Annotated in this window: 15 protein-coding genes; 6 read left to right on the forward strand and 9 right to left on the reverse strand. The window is 58.0% G+C overall.

Going from position 1 to position 16473, the window contains the following annotated elements; genetic code table 11:
• Positions 1-24 precede the first annotated feature (24 nt).
• A complete protein-coding gene (locus JRJ26_09455; protein ID MBW2057705.1) occupies positions 25-1749 on the forward strand; it encodes a 2-oxoacid:acceptor oxidoreductase subunit alpha in 1725 nt (574 codons plus the stop codon).
• A 2-nt stretch (positions 1750-1751) separates the two neighbouring features.
• A complete protein-coding gene (locus JRJ26_09460; protein MBW2057706.1) occupies positions 1752-2609 on the forward strand; it encodes a 2-oxoacid ferredoxin oxidoreductase in 858 nt (285 codons plus the stop codon).
• A 7-nt stretch (positions 2610-2616) separates the two neighbouring features.
• Here the strand turns inward: JRJ26_09460 and JRJ26_09465 are convergent, their stop codons facing one another.
• Positions 2617-3270, reverse strand: coding sequence for a nitroreductase (locus JRJ26_09465; GenBank protein ID MBW2057707.1), 654 nt, complete (start codon positions 3268-3270; stop codon positions 2617-2619).
• A 132-nt stretch (positions 3271-3402) separates the two neighbouring features.
• On the opposite strand from JRJ26_09465, the gene JRJ26_09470 reads away from it, so the two are divergent.
• On the forward strand, positions 3403-3762 hold the full coding sequence (locus JRJ26_09470; protein ID MBW2057708.1) for a hypothetical protein: 360 nt from the start codon (positions 3403-3405) through the stop codon (positions 3760-3762).
• A gap of 141 nt (positions 3763-3903) precedes the next feature.
• Here JRJ26_09470 and JRJ26_09475 read toward each other — a convergent pair whose 3' ends face one another.
• Both JRJ26_09475 and JRJ26_09480 read right to left on the reverse strand, forming a co-directional pair.
• Complete coding sequence (locus JRJ26_09475; GenBank protein ID MBW2057709.1) at positions 3904-5304, reverse strand: radical SAM protein; 1401 nt, start codon at positions 5302-5304, stop codon at positions 3904-3906.
• Between the two features lie 230 nt (positions 5305-5534).
• On the reverse strand, positions 5535-7052 hold the full coding sequence (locus tag JRJ26_09480; protein ID MBW2057710.1) for a hypothetical protein: 1518 nt from the start codon (positions 7050-7052) through the stop codon (positions 5535-5537).
• A gap of 319 nt (positions 7053-7371) precedes the next feature.
• Here JRJ26_09480 and JRJ26_09485 point away from each other — a divergent pair, with 319 nt between their 5' ends.
• Positions 7372-8655 carry an MFS transporter gene (locus tag JRJ26_09485; protein MBW2057711.1) on the forward strand — a complete coding sequence of 428 codons (1284 nt, stop codon included), beginning with the start codon at positions 7372-7374 and terminating at the stop codon, positions 8653-8655.
• An 11-nt stretch (positions 8656-8666) separates the two neighbouring features.
• On the opposite strand, the gene JRJ26_09490 is transcribed toward JRJ26_09485, so the two are convergent.
• The 6 genes from JRJ26_09490 to JRJ26_09515 all read right to left on the reverse strand — a co-directional run bounded on the left by JRJ26_09490 (position 8667) and on the right by JRJ26_09515 (position 14235).
• Entirely contained in the window at positions 8667-9770 is a 1104-nt protein-coding gene (locus JRJ26_09490) for a threonine synthase (GenBank protein MBW2057712.1), read from the reverse strand.
• 33 nt (positions 9771-9803) lie between these two features.
• On the reverse strand, positions 9804-10529 hold the full coding sequence (locus JRJ26_09495) for an amino acid ABC transporter ATP-binding protein (protein MBW2057713.1): 726 nt from the start codon (positions 10527-10529) through the stop codon (positions 9804-9806).
• A 3-nt stretch (positions 10530-10532) separates the two neighbouring features.
• The gene (locus JRJ26_09500; protein MBW2057714.1) at positions 10533-11183 is read right to left on the reverse strand and encodes an amino acid ABC transporter permease; all 651 of its coding nucleotides are present in this window, start codon (positions 11181-11183) and stop codon (positions 10533-10535) included.
• A gap of 3 nt (positions 11184-11186) precedes the next feature.
• Positions 11187-11906 (reverse strand): amino acid ABC transporter permease, encoded by a 720-nt coding sequence (locus JRJ26_09505; GenBank protein ID MBW2057715.1) that lies wholly within the window; start codon positions 11904-11906, stop codon positions 11187-11189.
• A gap of 49 nt (positions 11907-11955) precedes the next feature.
• Positions 11956-12855, reverse strand: coding sequence for a transporter substrate-binding domain-containing protein (locus JRJ26_09510; protein MBW2057716.1), 900 nt, complete (start codon positions 12853-12855; stop codon positions 11956-11958).
• 147 nt (positions 12856-13002) lie between these two features.
• A complete protein-coding gene (locus JRJ26_09515) occupies positions 13003-14235 on the reverse strand; it encodes a threonine synthase (protein MBW2057717.1) in 1233 nt (410 codons plus the stop codon).
• Between the two features lie 373 nt (positions 14236-14608).
• On the opposite strand from JRJ26_09515, the gene JRJ26_09520 reads away from it, so the two are divergent.
• On the forward strand, positions 14609-15805 hold the full coding sequence (locus tag JRJ26_09520; protein ID MBW2057718.1) for a cation transporter: 1197 nt from the start codon (positions 14609-14611) through the stop codon (positions 15803-15805).
• Between the two features lie 115 nt (positions 15806-15920).
• Positions 15921-16343 (forward strand): universal stress protein, encoded by a 423-nt coding sequence (locus JRJ26_09525; GenBank protein ID MBW2057719.1) that lies wholly within the window; start codon positions 15921-15923, stop codon positions 16341-16343.
• Positions 16344-16473 lie beyond the last annotated feature (130 nt).

Consider the following 16473-nt stretch of genomic DNA (forward strand, 5'->3'; position numbering starts at 1 on the left):
ATCGAGAGGCTATGGAGGTCCTCAATGGCAGAAGAGCTCAATATCATGGTGGCAGGGGCTGCCGGACAGGGCATGCAGACAATCGGCTTCGTACTCGGCAAGATCCTCGTCAGGGGAGGTTGCGAGGTCTTTGCCGTGCAGGACAACGAATCTCGTATCCGCGGGGGCCACAATTTTTTTCATATCCGGGCCGGCCGGAAGCCTGTCATGGCCTCGGCCATGCCCCTTCAGGTCCTGGTCGCACTGAATCAGGAGAGTATAGAGAAGCACAGGGACGAGGTGGAACCACGGGGAATCATCGTTTTCGATTCTGACAAATGCACCGTTCCTCAGGGAGACGACAGGCTTCTGGGGCTCCCCCTTGAACAGATGGCAGTCGACAAGGGCGGAAATCGGCTTTTTGAAAACTCCGTTGCCATCGGTGCCGTGCTGGCCATTGTAGGTTGGGAATTCAAGAGACTCGAGGACTTCCTGGAGGGGTATTTTGCCACAAAGGCCGACACGGCTGCGGGCAACGTGAAGGCCGCCCGGGCAGGTTATCAATGGGCACTTGAAAGAGCCACGAAATACGAGGCGCTCCAAATCGATTTCGCTCCCTCAGAACCCAAGATGTTTATCACCGGCCACGAGGCAGTGGCTCTGGGGGCTCTCGCCTCGGCTTGTCAGTTCATGTCGGCCTATCCCATGAGCCCTTCAACCTCGATCCTGACCTATCTGGCAGGAAAGGCCGATGACTTCGACATGGTGGTGGAACAGGCAGAAGACGAAATAGCCGCCGTCAATATGGCCATCGGCGCCTCCTATGGAGGACTGAGGTCGCTGACCGCCACCTCTGGAGGTGGCTTCAGCTTGATGACAGAGGCCTTCGGCCTGGCAGGTGTCATGGAGGTGCCCCTCGTGGTGGTCGAGGCACAGAGGCCGGGACCAGCCACCGGGCTCCCCACAAGGACCGAGCAGGGGGATCTGCTCTTCGTCCTCCATGCCTCCCAGGGCGAGTTCCCCCGGGCGATTCTCGCACCTGGGACCGCGGGGCAGGCCTTCTATGCCACGATCAAGGCTTTTGATCTGGCAGAAAAATACCAGATTCCTGTGGCGATACTGACAGATCAGTTTCTTGCTGACTCCTACTTCACCGAACCCAGGTTCGATCTCTCCCGGGTCAGCATGGAGAGGCACCTCTTGACCGAAGAAGAAGCAAGGGGGGCAAAGGGATACAAACGATATCTGGTAACAGAGTCCGGCATCTCCCCGAGATCGATCCCCTCGGCCTTCGGCCTCGAGGTTGCGGCCGATGGTCACGAACACGACGAATACGGCCATATTACGGAAGACAGGGAGATGAGAAGAAGGATGGTGGACAAGCGATTCCGCAAGATGAAGAGCCTTGCCCGGGAGATCGCATCTCCACGGTTGATGGGCCACCCGAAAGCCGAGCTTCTTCTGGTGGGATGGGGGTCGATCTACGGTCCCCTGGCCGAAGCGGTGGGGATCCTGAACCGCCGCGGGATCCCGGTTGGAGGGGCCCATCTCGACGAACTCTGGCCCTTTCCCTCCGAGGCCCTGTCACGGATTCTCCAGGGAGCCCGCAGGTGGGCCGTGGTGGAGAACAACTGTACGGGTCAACTGGCCCGCCTGATACAGATGGAGATACAGATGAAACCCGACCGAGCGATTCTGAAGTACGACGGCCGTCCCTTCACGGCCGCCGAGATTGTAGAGGGCTTCACGGGGGAGATGGAGGAGAAGTGACCATGGAGATCGAGGCTTTCGAAAACCCTTCTCCCATAGCCTGGTGCCCAGGCTGCGGGAACTTCGCCATCCTCGGGGCGGTCAAGCAGGCCCTGGCGGATATGGGCTTCAAACCACATGAGGTGATTCTCGTCTCGGGGATCGGGCAGGCGGCAAAGCTGCCCCATTATCTGAAGTGTAACTTCTTCAACGGCCTTCACGGTCGGGCCCTCCCGGCGGCCACGGCGATCCGTATTGCCAATACCGAGCTTCCGGTCATCGTCATCGGGGGAGACGGGGATACTTACGGAGAGGGGGGGAACCATTTCCTACATGGGATCAGAAGGAATGCCAACCTGACCCTGATCACTCACAACAACCAGGTATTCGGCCTGACCCGCGGCCAGGCGTCACCCACGGCCGAGAAGGGGTTCGTGACCCGCGTGCAGACCCACGGAGTGTTTCTGACCCCCATGAACCCCCTCGCCGTCGCCCTGGCCCTTGAGGCTCCCTTCGTGGCCCGGGGTTTCACCGGCCGCGCCAGACACCTGACGGACCTGATCAAAGAGGCGGTCGCCTTCGAAGGTTTCTCCCTGGTAGACGTCCTGCAACCCTGCGTCAGTTTCGACCATGTCCATACCTTTCAATGGTACAAGGAGCGGGTCTACGACTTGGAGGAAGCCGGGCACGACCCCGGCCACATCGATGGTGCTATCCAGAAGGCGAGGGAGTGGGGAGAAAGAATTCCCTTGGGGATATTCTACAGTAACCCTGAGAAGCCGACTTATGAAGCCCAGTCACCTGTCCTGAGCGGCGGGCCGCTGGTCGACAGGCACCCGGATCCGAAGCGGGTCGAGAAGCTGATCGATTCCTTCTTCTAGTCCCGACTCACACAAACCACCTCACAAAATTCTCCAGTGGATCCCGGGGAGTGGAGAAACCGGCGAGCGGTGAAGACCGGTCAGGGTACCCCATGGCCACGCCTATTACCACCCGCTTATCCTCGGGGATGTTGACCTGATCGCGGATCTCTTCCTCATAGGCCGTGATCAATCCCACCGGGCAGGTGGCAAGACCGAGGTCTTGGGCCGCCAAAAGGAGATACCCGAGAAAGACGCCCAGGCAGAGGTACCGATCCCTGGAGAAGCCACCGTCCATACATATGAGAATCGCGACAGGTGCCCCGTAGAAACGGCAACTACCCTCGCCGACGAACCTTTCCAGGCTGAGGCCTTCCTGCTTGAGGGTTCTTGCCAGAGGGCCAAAGCTCCTTCTCCTCCTCTCCTGGAAGATCCGTGGAAGGCTTCGAGTCGCCCCGGGAGTGCAGGCCGCAGAGCGTTCCTCATAAGCCCGAACGAGCCTTCTGGCAAGGCGCTCCAATTCCTCTCCCATGACAACGGTAACCTCCCAGGGCTGAAGGTTCAGCGCCGAGGGCGCCCTTCCGGCCTTACGGAGCACTTCTTCCACGAGCTCCCTCTCCACAGGCCTGGAGGTGAAGACTCGATAGCTCCTCCGGCTATCCATGGCCTGGCCGACTTCCATGGTTCCCTCCGAGTCTGTCAATATCCTGAATTCGATGTATCCTTTGCAAAAAACACGGCCGACCCGGCTTGACCACCGAGACCGGTGTCTTGTATCTTAGGAGACGCCATAGACGTGGAGGAGGGCTCCTGTATGATTCGTGCCAGGGTCTGGTTTCGCTGTGCAGCCATGCATGATCCTGTACAGCCCGTCCTGGTTCGGCCTGCAAGAATCGGCTGGCGGGCAAAGTTCAGGCAGGTGGACCTTACCATTGAGCGTCCCTTTACAGGAGAGGAACTGGTACAGCGCATGAGGGGATGGATTACCGTCGATCCCAGAGAATTCTCCCGTCTGGTCCAGTCCTGTGAGGGGCGGCTCAAGGTCTTCGACGACGGGGGACTGGTGGTGGAGACGGAGGGCGAGGGAGAACTCACGGCCCTCCAGACCGCCCTTGCCGAGAATTTCGGAGACCAGGTAGACCTCGAAGTCATGGTCAAAGGGCCAGCCAGGTAAACCCGTTCCGCCCCCCCCGGCTCCTTGCCGTGAAGAGGCCGCACCGTACGACCCAGCCACCTCTCTCCCTTTCCCGCCGCACGAAAGCCTTCCACCCGGTAGAGCAAAACCCTGAGAAGACCCCAAGAAGAGGGGCCTTCTTTATGCCACCTTTACTTCCAATCTCTTACTGTGCCTCTTGAACCCTTCGGGCTCGTACTCATTCTTCCAGGTCTCTTCGGCGATTGCGTGGTAAGTCTCGGCGTACCGGTCCAGTTCCGGAGCCAAATCGTTTATCAGTGTCTCCGCCCCGGGATGGGTGGGGTAGGCGTGGTACTGTCGGACCAGATCCCTCAGTTCATGGGGGTTGTCGATGATCATACACGGGGTCAGGGGGTTTTCGCTGAAGGGCTGCCTTGAGCGGATGCCCCTGAAGAAGGGGGAGTTGAGTATCTCCTTCAGGCTCTTCTTGTAGATATTGTCCACGGCAAAGTGGACAAAAACGCACGGTTCCACGTCACCGTTGGCGTTTATATGGAAATACTCCCTCCCCCCGGCGAGGCAACCGTCGACGTATGGCCCATCATTCCAGAAATCACAGATGAAAAAGGGCCTGGCGTTCCGTATCCTCCTCAGCCTCTTTCTCACAATGTCTCTCTGCTGGGGTGTGAGCATGAGGGAGAGATCGGGTTTCCGGCCGATGGGGATGTACTGGAAGTACCAGATGATGTACACCCCCTTCTCCACCATGAGATCCGCAAATTCGTCGCTGGAAATCTCAAGCAAGTTCTCCCGGGTCTGTGTAACCGATGCGCCGAACAGAACGCCCGCCTCCCGGAGAATATCCATTACATGCATGATCCGTTGAAAATGCCCCTTGCCCCTCCGGGCGTCAGTGGCTTCTTCAAACCCCTCCACACTGATAATGGGGGCCACATTCCCCAGCATCGAGAGTTTCCTGACCATCTCCTCGTCGATGAGGGTTCCGTTGGTGTATATCTGGAAGATGATGTCCCGGTACTTCTCGAAGAGATCGAAGAGATCCCTCCGAATAAAGGGCTCCCCCCCGGAAAAGGTAACCAGATGAATCCCCAAATCGAGCGCTTCCCCGAGGAGTCTATCCATCACCTCGTGGGTCAGACCAAAGGACTGCTCATACTGCCCTGCATAGCAGCCGTAGCAGTTCAGGTTGCAACGCATGGTAGGGCTGACCACAAAGAAGAAGGGGGGGCGAAAACCCTCTGTGGCCTTCAGCTCCTCACGAAAAGAGGTCTCTGAAAGCAGGGCTAGAATGAAGAGATTGTAGATCGTCCGAAAGCGGCATTCGGGCGATAGATCGTGGAGAACCCTCTCTATGACCTTGACGGTAGGATGCCCCTCCCGGATGTAGCTCTTCATGCTCTCACCCACGGCCCGATAGTCTTCCCGGTTGAGCAGTCTCTCGCCAAGATCGATTATTCGGGTGATGTTCTCCATGGAGAGGTGTGGAAGCATCCGAAGCATCTGGCGGATGACGAGCTTCCTCGAAAGGCGTTTCACTCCGTAGACCATATTCTTCACCATCCTGAGTCACCTCCCTCGTGGTCCTCCTCGTCAGTGACAGAACCGCTTTACTCCACCAGTATAATAACTATCCGGGAGCCCCATGTCCAGGATTTTCCGGAGCTTCCTTGCTCTTGGAGAACATCTTCTCCCCGAACGATATTGCCGAATCAGTGGGGTGCCGCCCCGGACTGAGCAACAACGGGCAGGGATCTTTCCCCCGTTCCTCTGCACGCCTCGGGTCTGTCATCTCACAGGGGCCATAGAAGACCTAAGGACAGGACACCCACGAGGGCGAAAAAGACCAGGGACGTTGCAAGCTTCACCCACGATACGTGTCTCTCGAACAGAGCAGAGAGCCTCTCAGAACCGGTCCCAGAGTATACCAGGCAGAAGACCGCCAAAAGGGGGATGATGAACATGACGTTGTAAAGGGCAAGATACACGGCTGCATTGGATCTAAGTTCACCTGCCCTTGAGACAAAGAGGATCGTAGGCAGATAGACCTGACCTGTACAGGCCAGTTCCAGTACCGAGACCAGAAAACCCGTGACGACTGCGGCAAGAACATAGCGGCTCACCCTCACCTTCTGGCGGATCACGGCTCGAACCCTACTCTTGAGAAAGGCCGGCATCTGGAGCACCATCTCCGAGGCCCGTCCCTTCCGGCAGAGCAGATAATCGTAGAGGCTGAGAAGGGCGAAAACAAAGGCGAGACCAATGACACCAAGATAGAGGAGGCGGCCCGCCGTGGGCAGGACCGAGACCGATCTGATTATTCTCAGGAATCCGAGGCCTATGAGAAAATACGTTCCAAACACCGCAAGAGAATAGGCCAGGCCCACAAGAAGAATCTCTCGACGCTCCCTCCCTACAAAGGCCAGATAGGAGACGAACAGGATAAGTGCCGCGAAAGCACACGGGTTGACCCCGTCGATCAGGCCGGCGGCCATGACGGTGACAAGGCCGAAGCTCTTGAATCTGGCTGTGATCCGGAGTACTGCCTCGTCCTTTTCCCCATCGACGAGCCCCCATGGCGGGACCGCCGGCTGGAGGCCCTGGTACTTCTCGATCAGGTCTTCCATGGCAGTCCTCCCGATCTTTTCACCAACTAGGGCGTCCCGGGCAAAGAACACGGACGGAGCCACAAGCCGACTCGCCTCAGGTACCCCAACACGCTCGGACATCGATTCGTTGAGGAGCGTTCCTTGATCCGTTTCGATGTCCACCTCCCTTACCACCAGCCCCGGATGGACCTCCTTCAGGTAGCGGATCAATGAATCGACCCTTCTGCACTCGGCACAGCCACGACGGTAGAAATAGATCAGATAGACCGGCGGGCCGAGCCTCTGCTTTATCTGTTCCGCTCCTTTGGACAGGTCCGGAAACCCACATCCGCCGAGGGCCTCGTACCTGGCAATCGTGGACTCGAGCCTCTCTCTGATCTCCTCCTCTCCGGCGATTACGTCCCTTCCCAAGAAGACCACCGGCAGGCCGCTCTCCTCCCTCCCGAACCGCCTCTCCAGGGCAACCAGAAGGGAATAGTTCCTGGGGATATCCACGTCGAAGAGACGGACGTCGATGGGATAGACCTCCTCAAGGACTGGGAGAAACCCCTCCACCAGCCCGCTGGACTCGTCAGATCTTCCAGAGTAGAAGACCGCCATGCAGACCCTTCCAGGCGGCGAGTCATTCCTTTCCAAAGCACCTGAACCGACACAGAGAAGTGCCAGAACAGACAGGGGAAGAATCAGACCGAGATGCCCCATGAGCCACCCTCTTGCCGTCGGTATTGCTGGAAAAACCCTCCAAGAATTAAAGCAGATTATTCAGCCAAGTCAAGGCGAGGCTAAACCCCGCAGTTTGCCCTTTGAAAGGCAGGGAGGACCCCATATGGACAATCCCCGGAGTTTCTTCACTCTTCGGTCAACAACTCTCGCAAGCTCTTAACCTTACAACCGTTTCTCTCTTTGACTGGTGAAAACCTTTCCCCCTTCGCCCCGAAGCCGAGGAAATCCGGATAATTCCTTCTTGATTTCGTCCTCACCCCTGGTACAATACGGGAGTCTTTGCCGGGTTTGCTGAGAGATGTTCCTACACCGCCGAAAAAATCCCTCCAGCCAGAGCGAACCTCCTGAGGGAGATCCGCAAAGAGCCGGCTCCTACGGGTGGGTCGTCGTCTTCGCCGGCCTTCTGACTACAATCGGGGCTCACGGCTTCGGTAGGTTTGCATATTCCATGATCAATCCCGTCATGATCGACGGACTCGACCTCTCCTACACACAAGTGGGAAACCTGGCGACAGGAAACTTCGTGGGTTACCTTGTCCTAGCCATCATCGGCGGGTTCCTGGCGGCTCGGTGGGGGCCTCGAATCGTCATCACCCTCTCCCTCACCGTTATGGGTGTGACCATGATCATGACCGGTACGGCCACGAGCTACCGCTTCGCCCTGATCATGCGAATACTCACGGGGCTGGGCAACGGCGGAGCCTTTGTTCCGGCCATGGCTCTGGGGGCAATCTGGTTTCCCCTGAAGCAGAGAGGCCTCGCCACGGGTATTGTCACGGCGGGAATCGGAATCGGCTTTGCCCTGTCGGGGCTCATCGTTCCACCCATTCTGGTCGCATACGGTGGAGAGGGCTGGCGGTACTGCTGGTACTATCTCGGGATCATCGTCCTGGCTTTGGCTGGAGTATGCTACGGTCTAATCAGAAACAGGCCCCAAGATCCCAGGCCGGCACCTCTGAGGCCGGAGACAGGAAATACCGGCAAGAAGGAGAAAAACCGAGGGAGACTCCACTGGGAGAGGGTGTACCGGCTGGGATCGGTCTGGCATCTGGGGTTCGTCTATTTCATGTTCGGCTTCTCCTATGTCATATACATCAACTTCTTCGCCACCTACCTGATCAAGGAGATAGGCTGGACCAGCAGCCAGGCAGGAGACCTCTTCTCCCTCCTCGGGCTCATCAGCATCTTCTGCGGCCTCCTCTGGGGAAAGATCTCGGACATGATCGGCAGGAAGACAGCAGCCGCCCTGGTCTATTTGACCCTCGCCGTATCCTACGCAATCTTTGCCATCTGGCGGTCCCAGGGAGCCTTGTATCTCTCGGCCATCCTCTTCGGCCTCTGCGCATGGGCCATACCCACGATCATGGCCGCCGCTGCGGGGGACTATATGGGGCCGAGACTCGCTCCTGCGGGGCTCGGTTTTGTTACCCTCTTCTTTGGAATCGGCCAGGCTCTCGGACCTGCCTTTGGGGGGCTTATTGCGGACTACAGAGGCTCCTTTACCCCGGCCTTTCTCCTGGCCATGTCGGTCTCCCTCGTGGGATCAGCAGGCGCCCTGACTCTAAGAAAACCCGGGACCTGAGCCCCATGGCTTTACTTTTTTGGGGGACTCTTCAGGCCCGAGCCTGTGAGTGCCACCACCACCGTCTCGCCGGGAGAACTGTGGAGTCCGACCTCAGGGAGTACCGCGGCGGCTGTGGCCGAAGTAGGTTCAACATAGATCCCGGAGCTTGCCAGTTGCAGCTGTGCATCAGCAATTCCATCCTCTGTGGCGACTGGGGTCAACCCACCGCTCTCCCGTAAGGCCTCCAAAAGGGCCCGGCTGCGCACGGGTCTTACAATGGCCACACCCTCGGCTATTGTCGGCTGGGGTGGAACGGCTTCGGCCTCGTCCCGCCCGGAGGCCATTGCCGCAGCAAGAGGTGCGCAGCGCTCTGCCTGGGCGGCCACAAGCCTGGGCAGACGGTCTATGAGCCCTGCCCGGAACAATGCCTGAAACCCGCGCCATGCACCCAACAGGAGCGTCCCCTGCCCCACAGGGGCGACGAACCAGTCAGGCGAGCGTCCCCCTGACTGCTCCCAGATCTCCCATGCAATGGTGGCCATGCCTACAAGAGTCAAGGGATGCCACACGTGGCTGGCATAGACCCCGCCTCCTCTGACTGCCTTCTCTGCCGCCCGGGTGGCCTCGATACGCGGCCCTGGAACCGGTACCACCTCGGCCCCGTATACGGCGATCTGGGCCTGTTTGGCCGGGCTGGCATGGGCCGGCACAAAGACCCTGGCACCAATCCCGGCCCGAGCCGCATAGGCGGCGATCGAGGCACCAGCGTTGCCGGAGGAGTCCTCCACCACACGTTCCACACCCCTTGCGACCATATCATTTACAACCAGTACGGTACCCCGATCCTTGAACGCACCCGTGGGGTTGAGGGACTCGAGCTTCCAGTAGACATCCATCCTCTCCCATCTCCCCGGAATCAGGGGGGTAAACCCCTCGCCCAGCGTCACAGGACCCGCGGCAGGTGGAGGGGGCAGCATGGCCAGATAGCGCCAGAGCCCGGGCCGCCGTGCCTCGAGACCGTCAGGGTCGAAGACCGGAAGATCGATCATCTCCCGTGGTCCGCCACAGATACAGGCCCATCGATCCGTGGGCCAGGGCTCAACAGATCCACAGTGGGTACAGATGAGTTTCATCGGTGTCTCCGGCGGGCCAGGAACATCTCCCCCTTATATGAGGATCTTGCTGAGAAAATCCCTGGTCCGCTCGTTTTGGGGATTCTGGAAGAACTCTTCTCCCGTCCCTCTCTCAATTATCCTCCCGCCGTCCATAAAGAGGATCTCATGGGCAACCTCTCTTGCAAATCCCATTTCGTGGGTGACCACGAGCATGGTCATCCCCTCTTTGGCCAGGTCGATCATGACATCCAGAACCTCTTTGATCATCTCAGGATCGAGGGCCGATGTGGGCTCGTCAAACATCATGATCTCGGGTTCCATGGCCAGGGCCCTGGCGATAGCCACCCTCTGCTGCTGGCCACCGGAGAGATTGGCGGGGTACTCATTCGCCTTGTCGGGTATTCCCACCCGCTCCAGCAGTTCCATGGCCCTCGCCTCTGCCTCTTGTTTTGACTTCTTTCTCACCTTCATGGGAGCCAGCGTGATATTCTGCATGGCCGTCATATGGGGATAGAGCTCGAACCTCTGAAAAACCATGCCGATCTTCGTCCTCAGTTTGTATAGATCCGTGGAGGGGTCGCCCACCGAGACGCCGTCCACATAGATCTCTCCCTCCTGGAAGTGCTCGAGCCCATTTATGCACCGGAGAAGCGTGCTTTTCCCGGATCCGCTCGGGCCGCAGATGACCACGGTTCGGCCGTCCTGTATGACCTCATCGATATGATGCAACACCTGGAAATCACCGTACCATTTGCTCACGTCTTTGATCTCAATCACGGCCTATACCCCCCTCGCCTCCTTGACCTCGTACCGACGGCTGATCGTGGATCCCACATAACAGGTGATCCAGAACACAAAGGCCACAAAGCCGAAGAGTTGAATCGACCTGACCTCAAGGGTATCCACGATGGTCGCCCTCCGGACCAGTTCAGGCAACCCGATCACGAAGGCCAGGCAGGTGTCCTGGTAGGTGATGATGCTCTGGGTGATCATACTGGGAAGCATCCTCCTCACGGCAATGGGGATGAGAATGTAGCGAGCCGTCTGAGCATAGGTGAGCCCCGTCGAATAGCCGGCCTCTATCTGCCCCTTGCTCACCGACTGGTAGCCGGCCCTGAAGATCTCTCCGAAGTATGTGGCCTCGAAAACGATAAAGGAGATTACCGCCGAGGGGAAAGGGTCGAGCGGACTTCCCACGATAATCGGCATGACAAAGTAGAACCAGAATATCACCAGGATAAGAGGAATATTCCGGATCACATTGACATAGAAGGTAACAGGGTAATAGACCCATTTCTTCTTGGAGATCCGGCCGAGTCCGACCAGAATACCCAGGGGAATGCCGCCGGCCAGGGCGAGAACCATCAGTTTCACGGTTATCCAGAATCCACCCAGGAGAAAGGGAAGATTCCTTTGGACGGCGTCAAACATCGACTATCTCCCGATCAAACCGTGTATCTTGAACCTCGATTCCAGAACGCCCATGAGCTTTACCACCCCCAGACCCAAGGCCAGGTAAATCAGGCAGGCGCCGGTGGTTGCCTCGAGGCCGTGGAAGGTCTCAGCATCGATCCTGTAAGCCATGAAGGTGGTTTCTGCCACACCTATGGTCATGGCAATGGAAGAGTTCTTGAATATGGTCAGGAACTCCGTCGTCAGGGGGGGGATAATCACCCGGAGTGCATAGGGAATGATTACATAGCGGTACATCTGGATCCGGGTCAGGCCGGTAGACAGGGCAGCCTGGTACTGGTCCCTTGAGATGGCTGCAAAACCTGCCCGGGTATGTTCGGCCACCCGGGATGCCGTATACATGCCCAGGGCAATGATGGCCACGTAGTAGTTGAGATTCGGAATGGCATTGATGCGGTATTGAATCGTCTGCCCGAATACCATGGGACCCGCATAGTACCAGAAAAAGAGCTGAACCAGGAAGGGGATGTTCCTGAATATCTCCACGTATGCGGTCCCGATAAACCTCATCGACCTCCATGATGAGACCCTTATGGTGCCGATGAAGACACCCAGAAGGAACGCGATGATCCAGGAAAGGATTCCCAACTGGATGGTGAGCCAGATTCCCTGGAGGAGATACATCCCGTAGGGCTGTCTCCAGAGTACACTCCAGTCGAACTCATAGGCCAGTCCCAGCATAACACCTCAGGAGCCCGGGGAGAGGGGGCTGCCCCCCCTCCCTCCTCGCTCAGCGCTTCTTCCACCAGTCTTTCTCTTGCGGCCAGCAGATCATGTCCAGGTAGGTTCGGTAGGCCTGGGACATGGGAATCGGAACGACCCCTTTCGGCCCCATCCACTTGTCATAGAACTCGAAGAATTTTCCCGTCTTGATCGCCCAGATAATGGTGTTGTTCACAAAGTCCCTGATGTCTGAATTCCCCTCTCTCGTCATGTAGCCGTAAGGTTCATAGGCGATGGCGAAATCCACGGTCCTCCAGTTCCCCGGATTAGGGGCCTTCATCCTCAGTCCTTCCAGGAGGCTCCGGTCAGTGGAATAGGCGTCGATCTTCCTCCCCTTCAAAGCGAGGAACCCCTGGGGGTGGGTCTCCACCTCGAGTATACTCTTGGGCTTGAAGACCCCTGCAGCCACCTTGGAACGGATGGCCGCCAGGTTGGTGCTGCCCCGGGCGGCTCCGATCCTCTTCCCATTCAGGTCCTCGATGGTCCTGATGTCGCTGTCCTTGGGAACCAGAAAGGTCGTCTCCGAAAAGAAGAAGATGAGGCTGAAATCGACGGTCTCGTCCCGTTTCTGAGTGTGGGTGGTGGAACCCATCTCGACATCGACTGTTCGGTTGGCCACCAGGGGAATACGGGTCTTGACCGTAACGGTAAAGGGTTGGATCTTTATCTTCTTGCCGAAGTGCTCCGAGAGTAAATCAACGAGAAAATAGGTCATGTCTACGGAGAATCCCACGTGTTTGCCGCTTTTGGGATCGATGAAGGCAAAGGGGATCGAGCCCTCCCTCCACCCCACCCGGATGGTTCCGGTCTTTTCGATCCGCTCCATCGTCTCGTCGGCAAGAAGCGGAGCCGAGAAGAGACCCAACAACAGAAAAACAGAAAGCCCAATCACGATCGTCCCTTTCATGATCTTACCCTCCTCTTCTGATCACATTATGGACAAGAACCTTTTCATCACCTCCTCGTCATTGGACTCGCCGGTACCTCACCTCCTTGTACGTGGAATAGCCTGTTGCATCCTGCTCGGATTCCACCCTTCGATCCTCTCCTGGCCTCACCCCTTCTTCCTGATCTCCTCTCCCTTTTCCAGGGTCACGGCTTTCCCGCGGATGAGCCTGGGATACTTCAAACCCGAACCCGTATTGAGGAGCAAGACCCTATCTCCCTTCCCCACCCATCCCGAACGCCTCAAACGGTCCAATGCCAGCAGCGTGGTGGCTCCCTCCGGACAGGCCAGAATGCCCTCCTCACGGGCCAACCACTTCATTGCCCGGGGGATATCGGCCTCTGCCACTGAAACGGCGCATCCACCGCTCTCCTCGATGGCGTCAAGGATCAAGAAATCCGCCAGGGGCTTGGGTACCCGAAGCCCGTCGGCACGGGTCCTGGGGCCCGGCCACGGTTCAGAGCATTTCTTCCCTTCCAGGAAGGCCTTTACAATGGGTGCACAGCCGTCGGACTGGACGGCAACCATTCTGGGTGCCCTCTTGCCCACCCATCCCATCTCTCGGAGTTCCTTGAAAGCCTTCCAAATCCCGATCAGCCCCACCCCGCCTCCGCAGGGATAAAGAATCACCTCTGGAAACTCCCAGCCAAACTGTTCGGCGATCTCAAAGCCGAGAGTCTTTTTCCCCTCAACCCGGTACGGCTCGTGAAATGTGGAGACCGAGAACCATCCATATCTCCTGCATGCCTCGCTCGCCACAGCACCGGCGTCTGATATGAAGCCCTTGACGAGATACAGATGGGCACCAGAGGCCAGGCACTCCTTCTTGTGAATCTCGGGGGCGTCGGCAGGCATGACCACGTGGACCTCCATGTGGGCCCTCGCTCCGTAAGTGGCCCAGGCACCACCGGCATTGCCGGCCGTAGCGAGTGCAACCGTCCCGATGTCGAATTCCCTGGCCTTGGATATGCCCACGGCTGCTCCCCTGGCCTTGAAGGTTCCGGTGGGCAGTTGTCCCTCATCCTTTAAGTGGATCTCCGAGAGGCCCAATTGTCGGCTCAGGCTGCCAAGGGGAATGATGGGTGTGAAGCCCTCCTGCAGGCTGACCATATATCCGTCGTTCCCGAGGGGCAGCAATTCCCTGTATCTCCACATGTCTCTGGGCCGCCTGCGGATCTCATCCCTGGTAACGGCCTTTGAGATCCCCCTCAAATCGTATCTGGCCAGTAGAGGCCCCCCGCAGGGACACCGGTTATGGATCTCATCGGGCGGGAACCTCCTTGCGCACCTGGAGCACTCCAGGGCCTCTACGAAACCCGTAGATCCTCTCGACCCTGCCAAATCGAACCCCTTCCTGACCTGGAAAACTCACCGAGAATGGATGGTTAGACCGCCTCTAACTCCAATTATACCAACCCCCCGTATGGGGTCAAGAAAAATAGTAGCCACTCCTCCCCGATCTCAGAATGGACGAAAAATCTCCCTCAAGGGACGGCCGGGATCAGCCGCCCTCCCGGGTGAGGCCCCCTCATTCCAGTTCCCGCTCTCCTCTACCCGGGGGAAGGAATCATCTGGCAAGGGTATCCGAAAATGGTATAATCTCCCCTCGGATATCCGGATGTTTCCGTCAAAATCTCGGGCTCCCCCCGACAGGAGAAGGTGAAGGGGATAGGAACGATCCCTGAAGGCGAGTCGTATCCGGAGGACGAAGGCATTGAAGATATGGAGAGTGGCCAACCGGGCTCTAGCCCGGCGGCTGATCCCCGATTTTGAAAAGACCGCCGACAGGAAGGTGAGAAACCGGTACGGTCTTGTGGCTGCATGGATCTCTGCCCTGACGACCCTGATCCTTTTCGGCATCAAGATGACCCTGGGATTGATGTCTGGCTCTGTCTCGGTCGTGGCAGATGCTTTCCACGTTCTCTCCCACCTTGCCAATTCCGTCATTCTCATTGTCAGCTTCTGGGTGGCTTCCAAGCCCTCCACACCACGGACCCCTTTTGGACATGGCCGGATGGAACATGTGGCCCCTCTGATCATGTCGGTATTTCTTTTCGTTTCGGGCATCGAGATCGGGGAACGGTCGATCCACCAAGCCGTGCAGCCTCGGCCCGTCCACTACTGGCCGAGTCTTCCGTGGATCCTGCTTGCCACGGTCCTGGTAAAGGAGTGGGTGGGGGGGTTCGTTCGGTATCTTGGAGAGCGTGTGGATTCAAACGCCATACGGGCCAATGCCCTGCACCAGCGCATCGAAAGTGTCAGCAGCCTCACCGTGATCGCCGGCTTGGTGGCAGGGCACTTCCTGGGGATTCCCGAGGTAGATGGATACATAGGGGTGCTAGTGTCGGGGTGGATCCTCTATCTGGGCTATACACACGGCCGGGAGGCGGTAATCCCCCTTCTCGGCAAGGCACCGAGCAGGGCACTGGTCGCCTCGGTACGGGATACGGCCAAGTCCGTGGATGGAATCGAGGATGTCCACGAGATCATAATCCACGACTACGGCTCCATGTACCTCATCTCCCTCCACGGAGAGATCCCCGAAGAATACGGGCCTGCACGCATGCATGACATCGCGGAGCGCTGTGAGGGGACGCTGCGTGAGACTTTCGGCGGCGAGGTCGTCTGCCATACGGATCCGGTTCTGAGAAAGACGGAGGAGATCCTAGCAGTCGAAAGAAAGTTTGCGGAGGCGGTAGCCCAAGACCCCAGGATTTCCGACTACCACGATTTCCGCGTGGCGGCCGAATCCCCGGAACGGATCATTATCGTGGCTGATCTCGACGTGGTGGAAGAGGTCCCAGAGACGGAGTTCGGATCCATTGCCTCGGCCCTGGAAGCTCGAGCGAAAAGGTCCATCGAGAATCTTGCCTATTGTACCTTCTATGTGACGCCCAAGTTCGCATATTAGGGGAAAGCAAGCAAGAAAACACTTGACATCTCCGGCCCATTTGTTTTAATTGGCTCGATCGGCCGGTTGGATTTCCGGGTAAGCGGCCCTGAGAACCCCGAAGGGGATGGAGAATATGATCAAGAAACTCCTCGTTGCTACCGACGGTTCGGATCATGCGAAAAAAGCCATCGAATACGCCTGTGATTTCGGCTCCAAGTACGGTGCTTCGATTGACGTGATCCATGTCGTCTCTCCTCCTCCGATCGTCTACTCCGAGGCGTCCTTTGAACCCCTGGTCGACTACGCCAAGAGGGCGGGCAGGACGATTCTTGAAGAGGCCGAGAAGACGATCCGGCGGAAGGGGGTCGAGCAGGTCGAGACTTTTCTCGCCGAAGGCGACCCGGCCCAGGAGATCATCAGACATGCAAGGGAAAACCACGTGGATATGATCTTCCTTGGAAGCCGGGGGGCAGGCCGGATAGGGGCTCTCATGCTGGGAACCGTCTCCCATAAGGTCTGCAATATGGCCGAAGCCACGTGTGTAACCGTCAAGTGACACGTTAGACGACCTGTGCAAGGATTGAGGTCTCCTCGACAGAGCAGATTCCCCCGCCACAAGGGTGGAGATACTTCAAGCGCCTTTTGGAGCCTGTCAGAAAAGGCCGGCCCCGGGGGATCTGGAAATA

It is taken from the genome of Deltaproteobacteria bacterium (assembly GCA_019308905.1).
GTDB lineage: Bacteria > Desulfobacterota > BSN033 > WVXP01 > WVXP01 > JAFDHF01.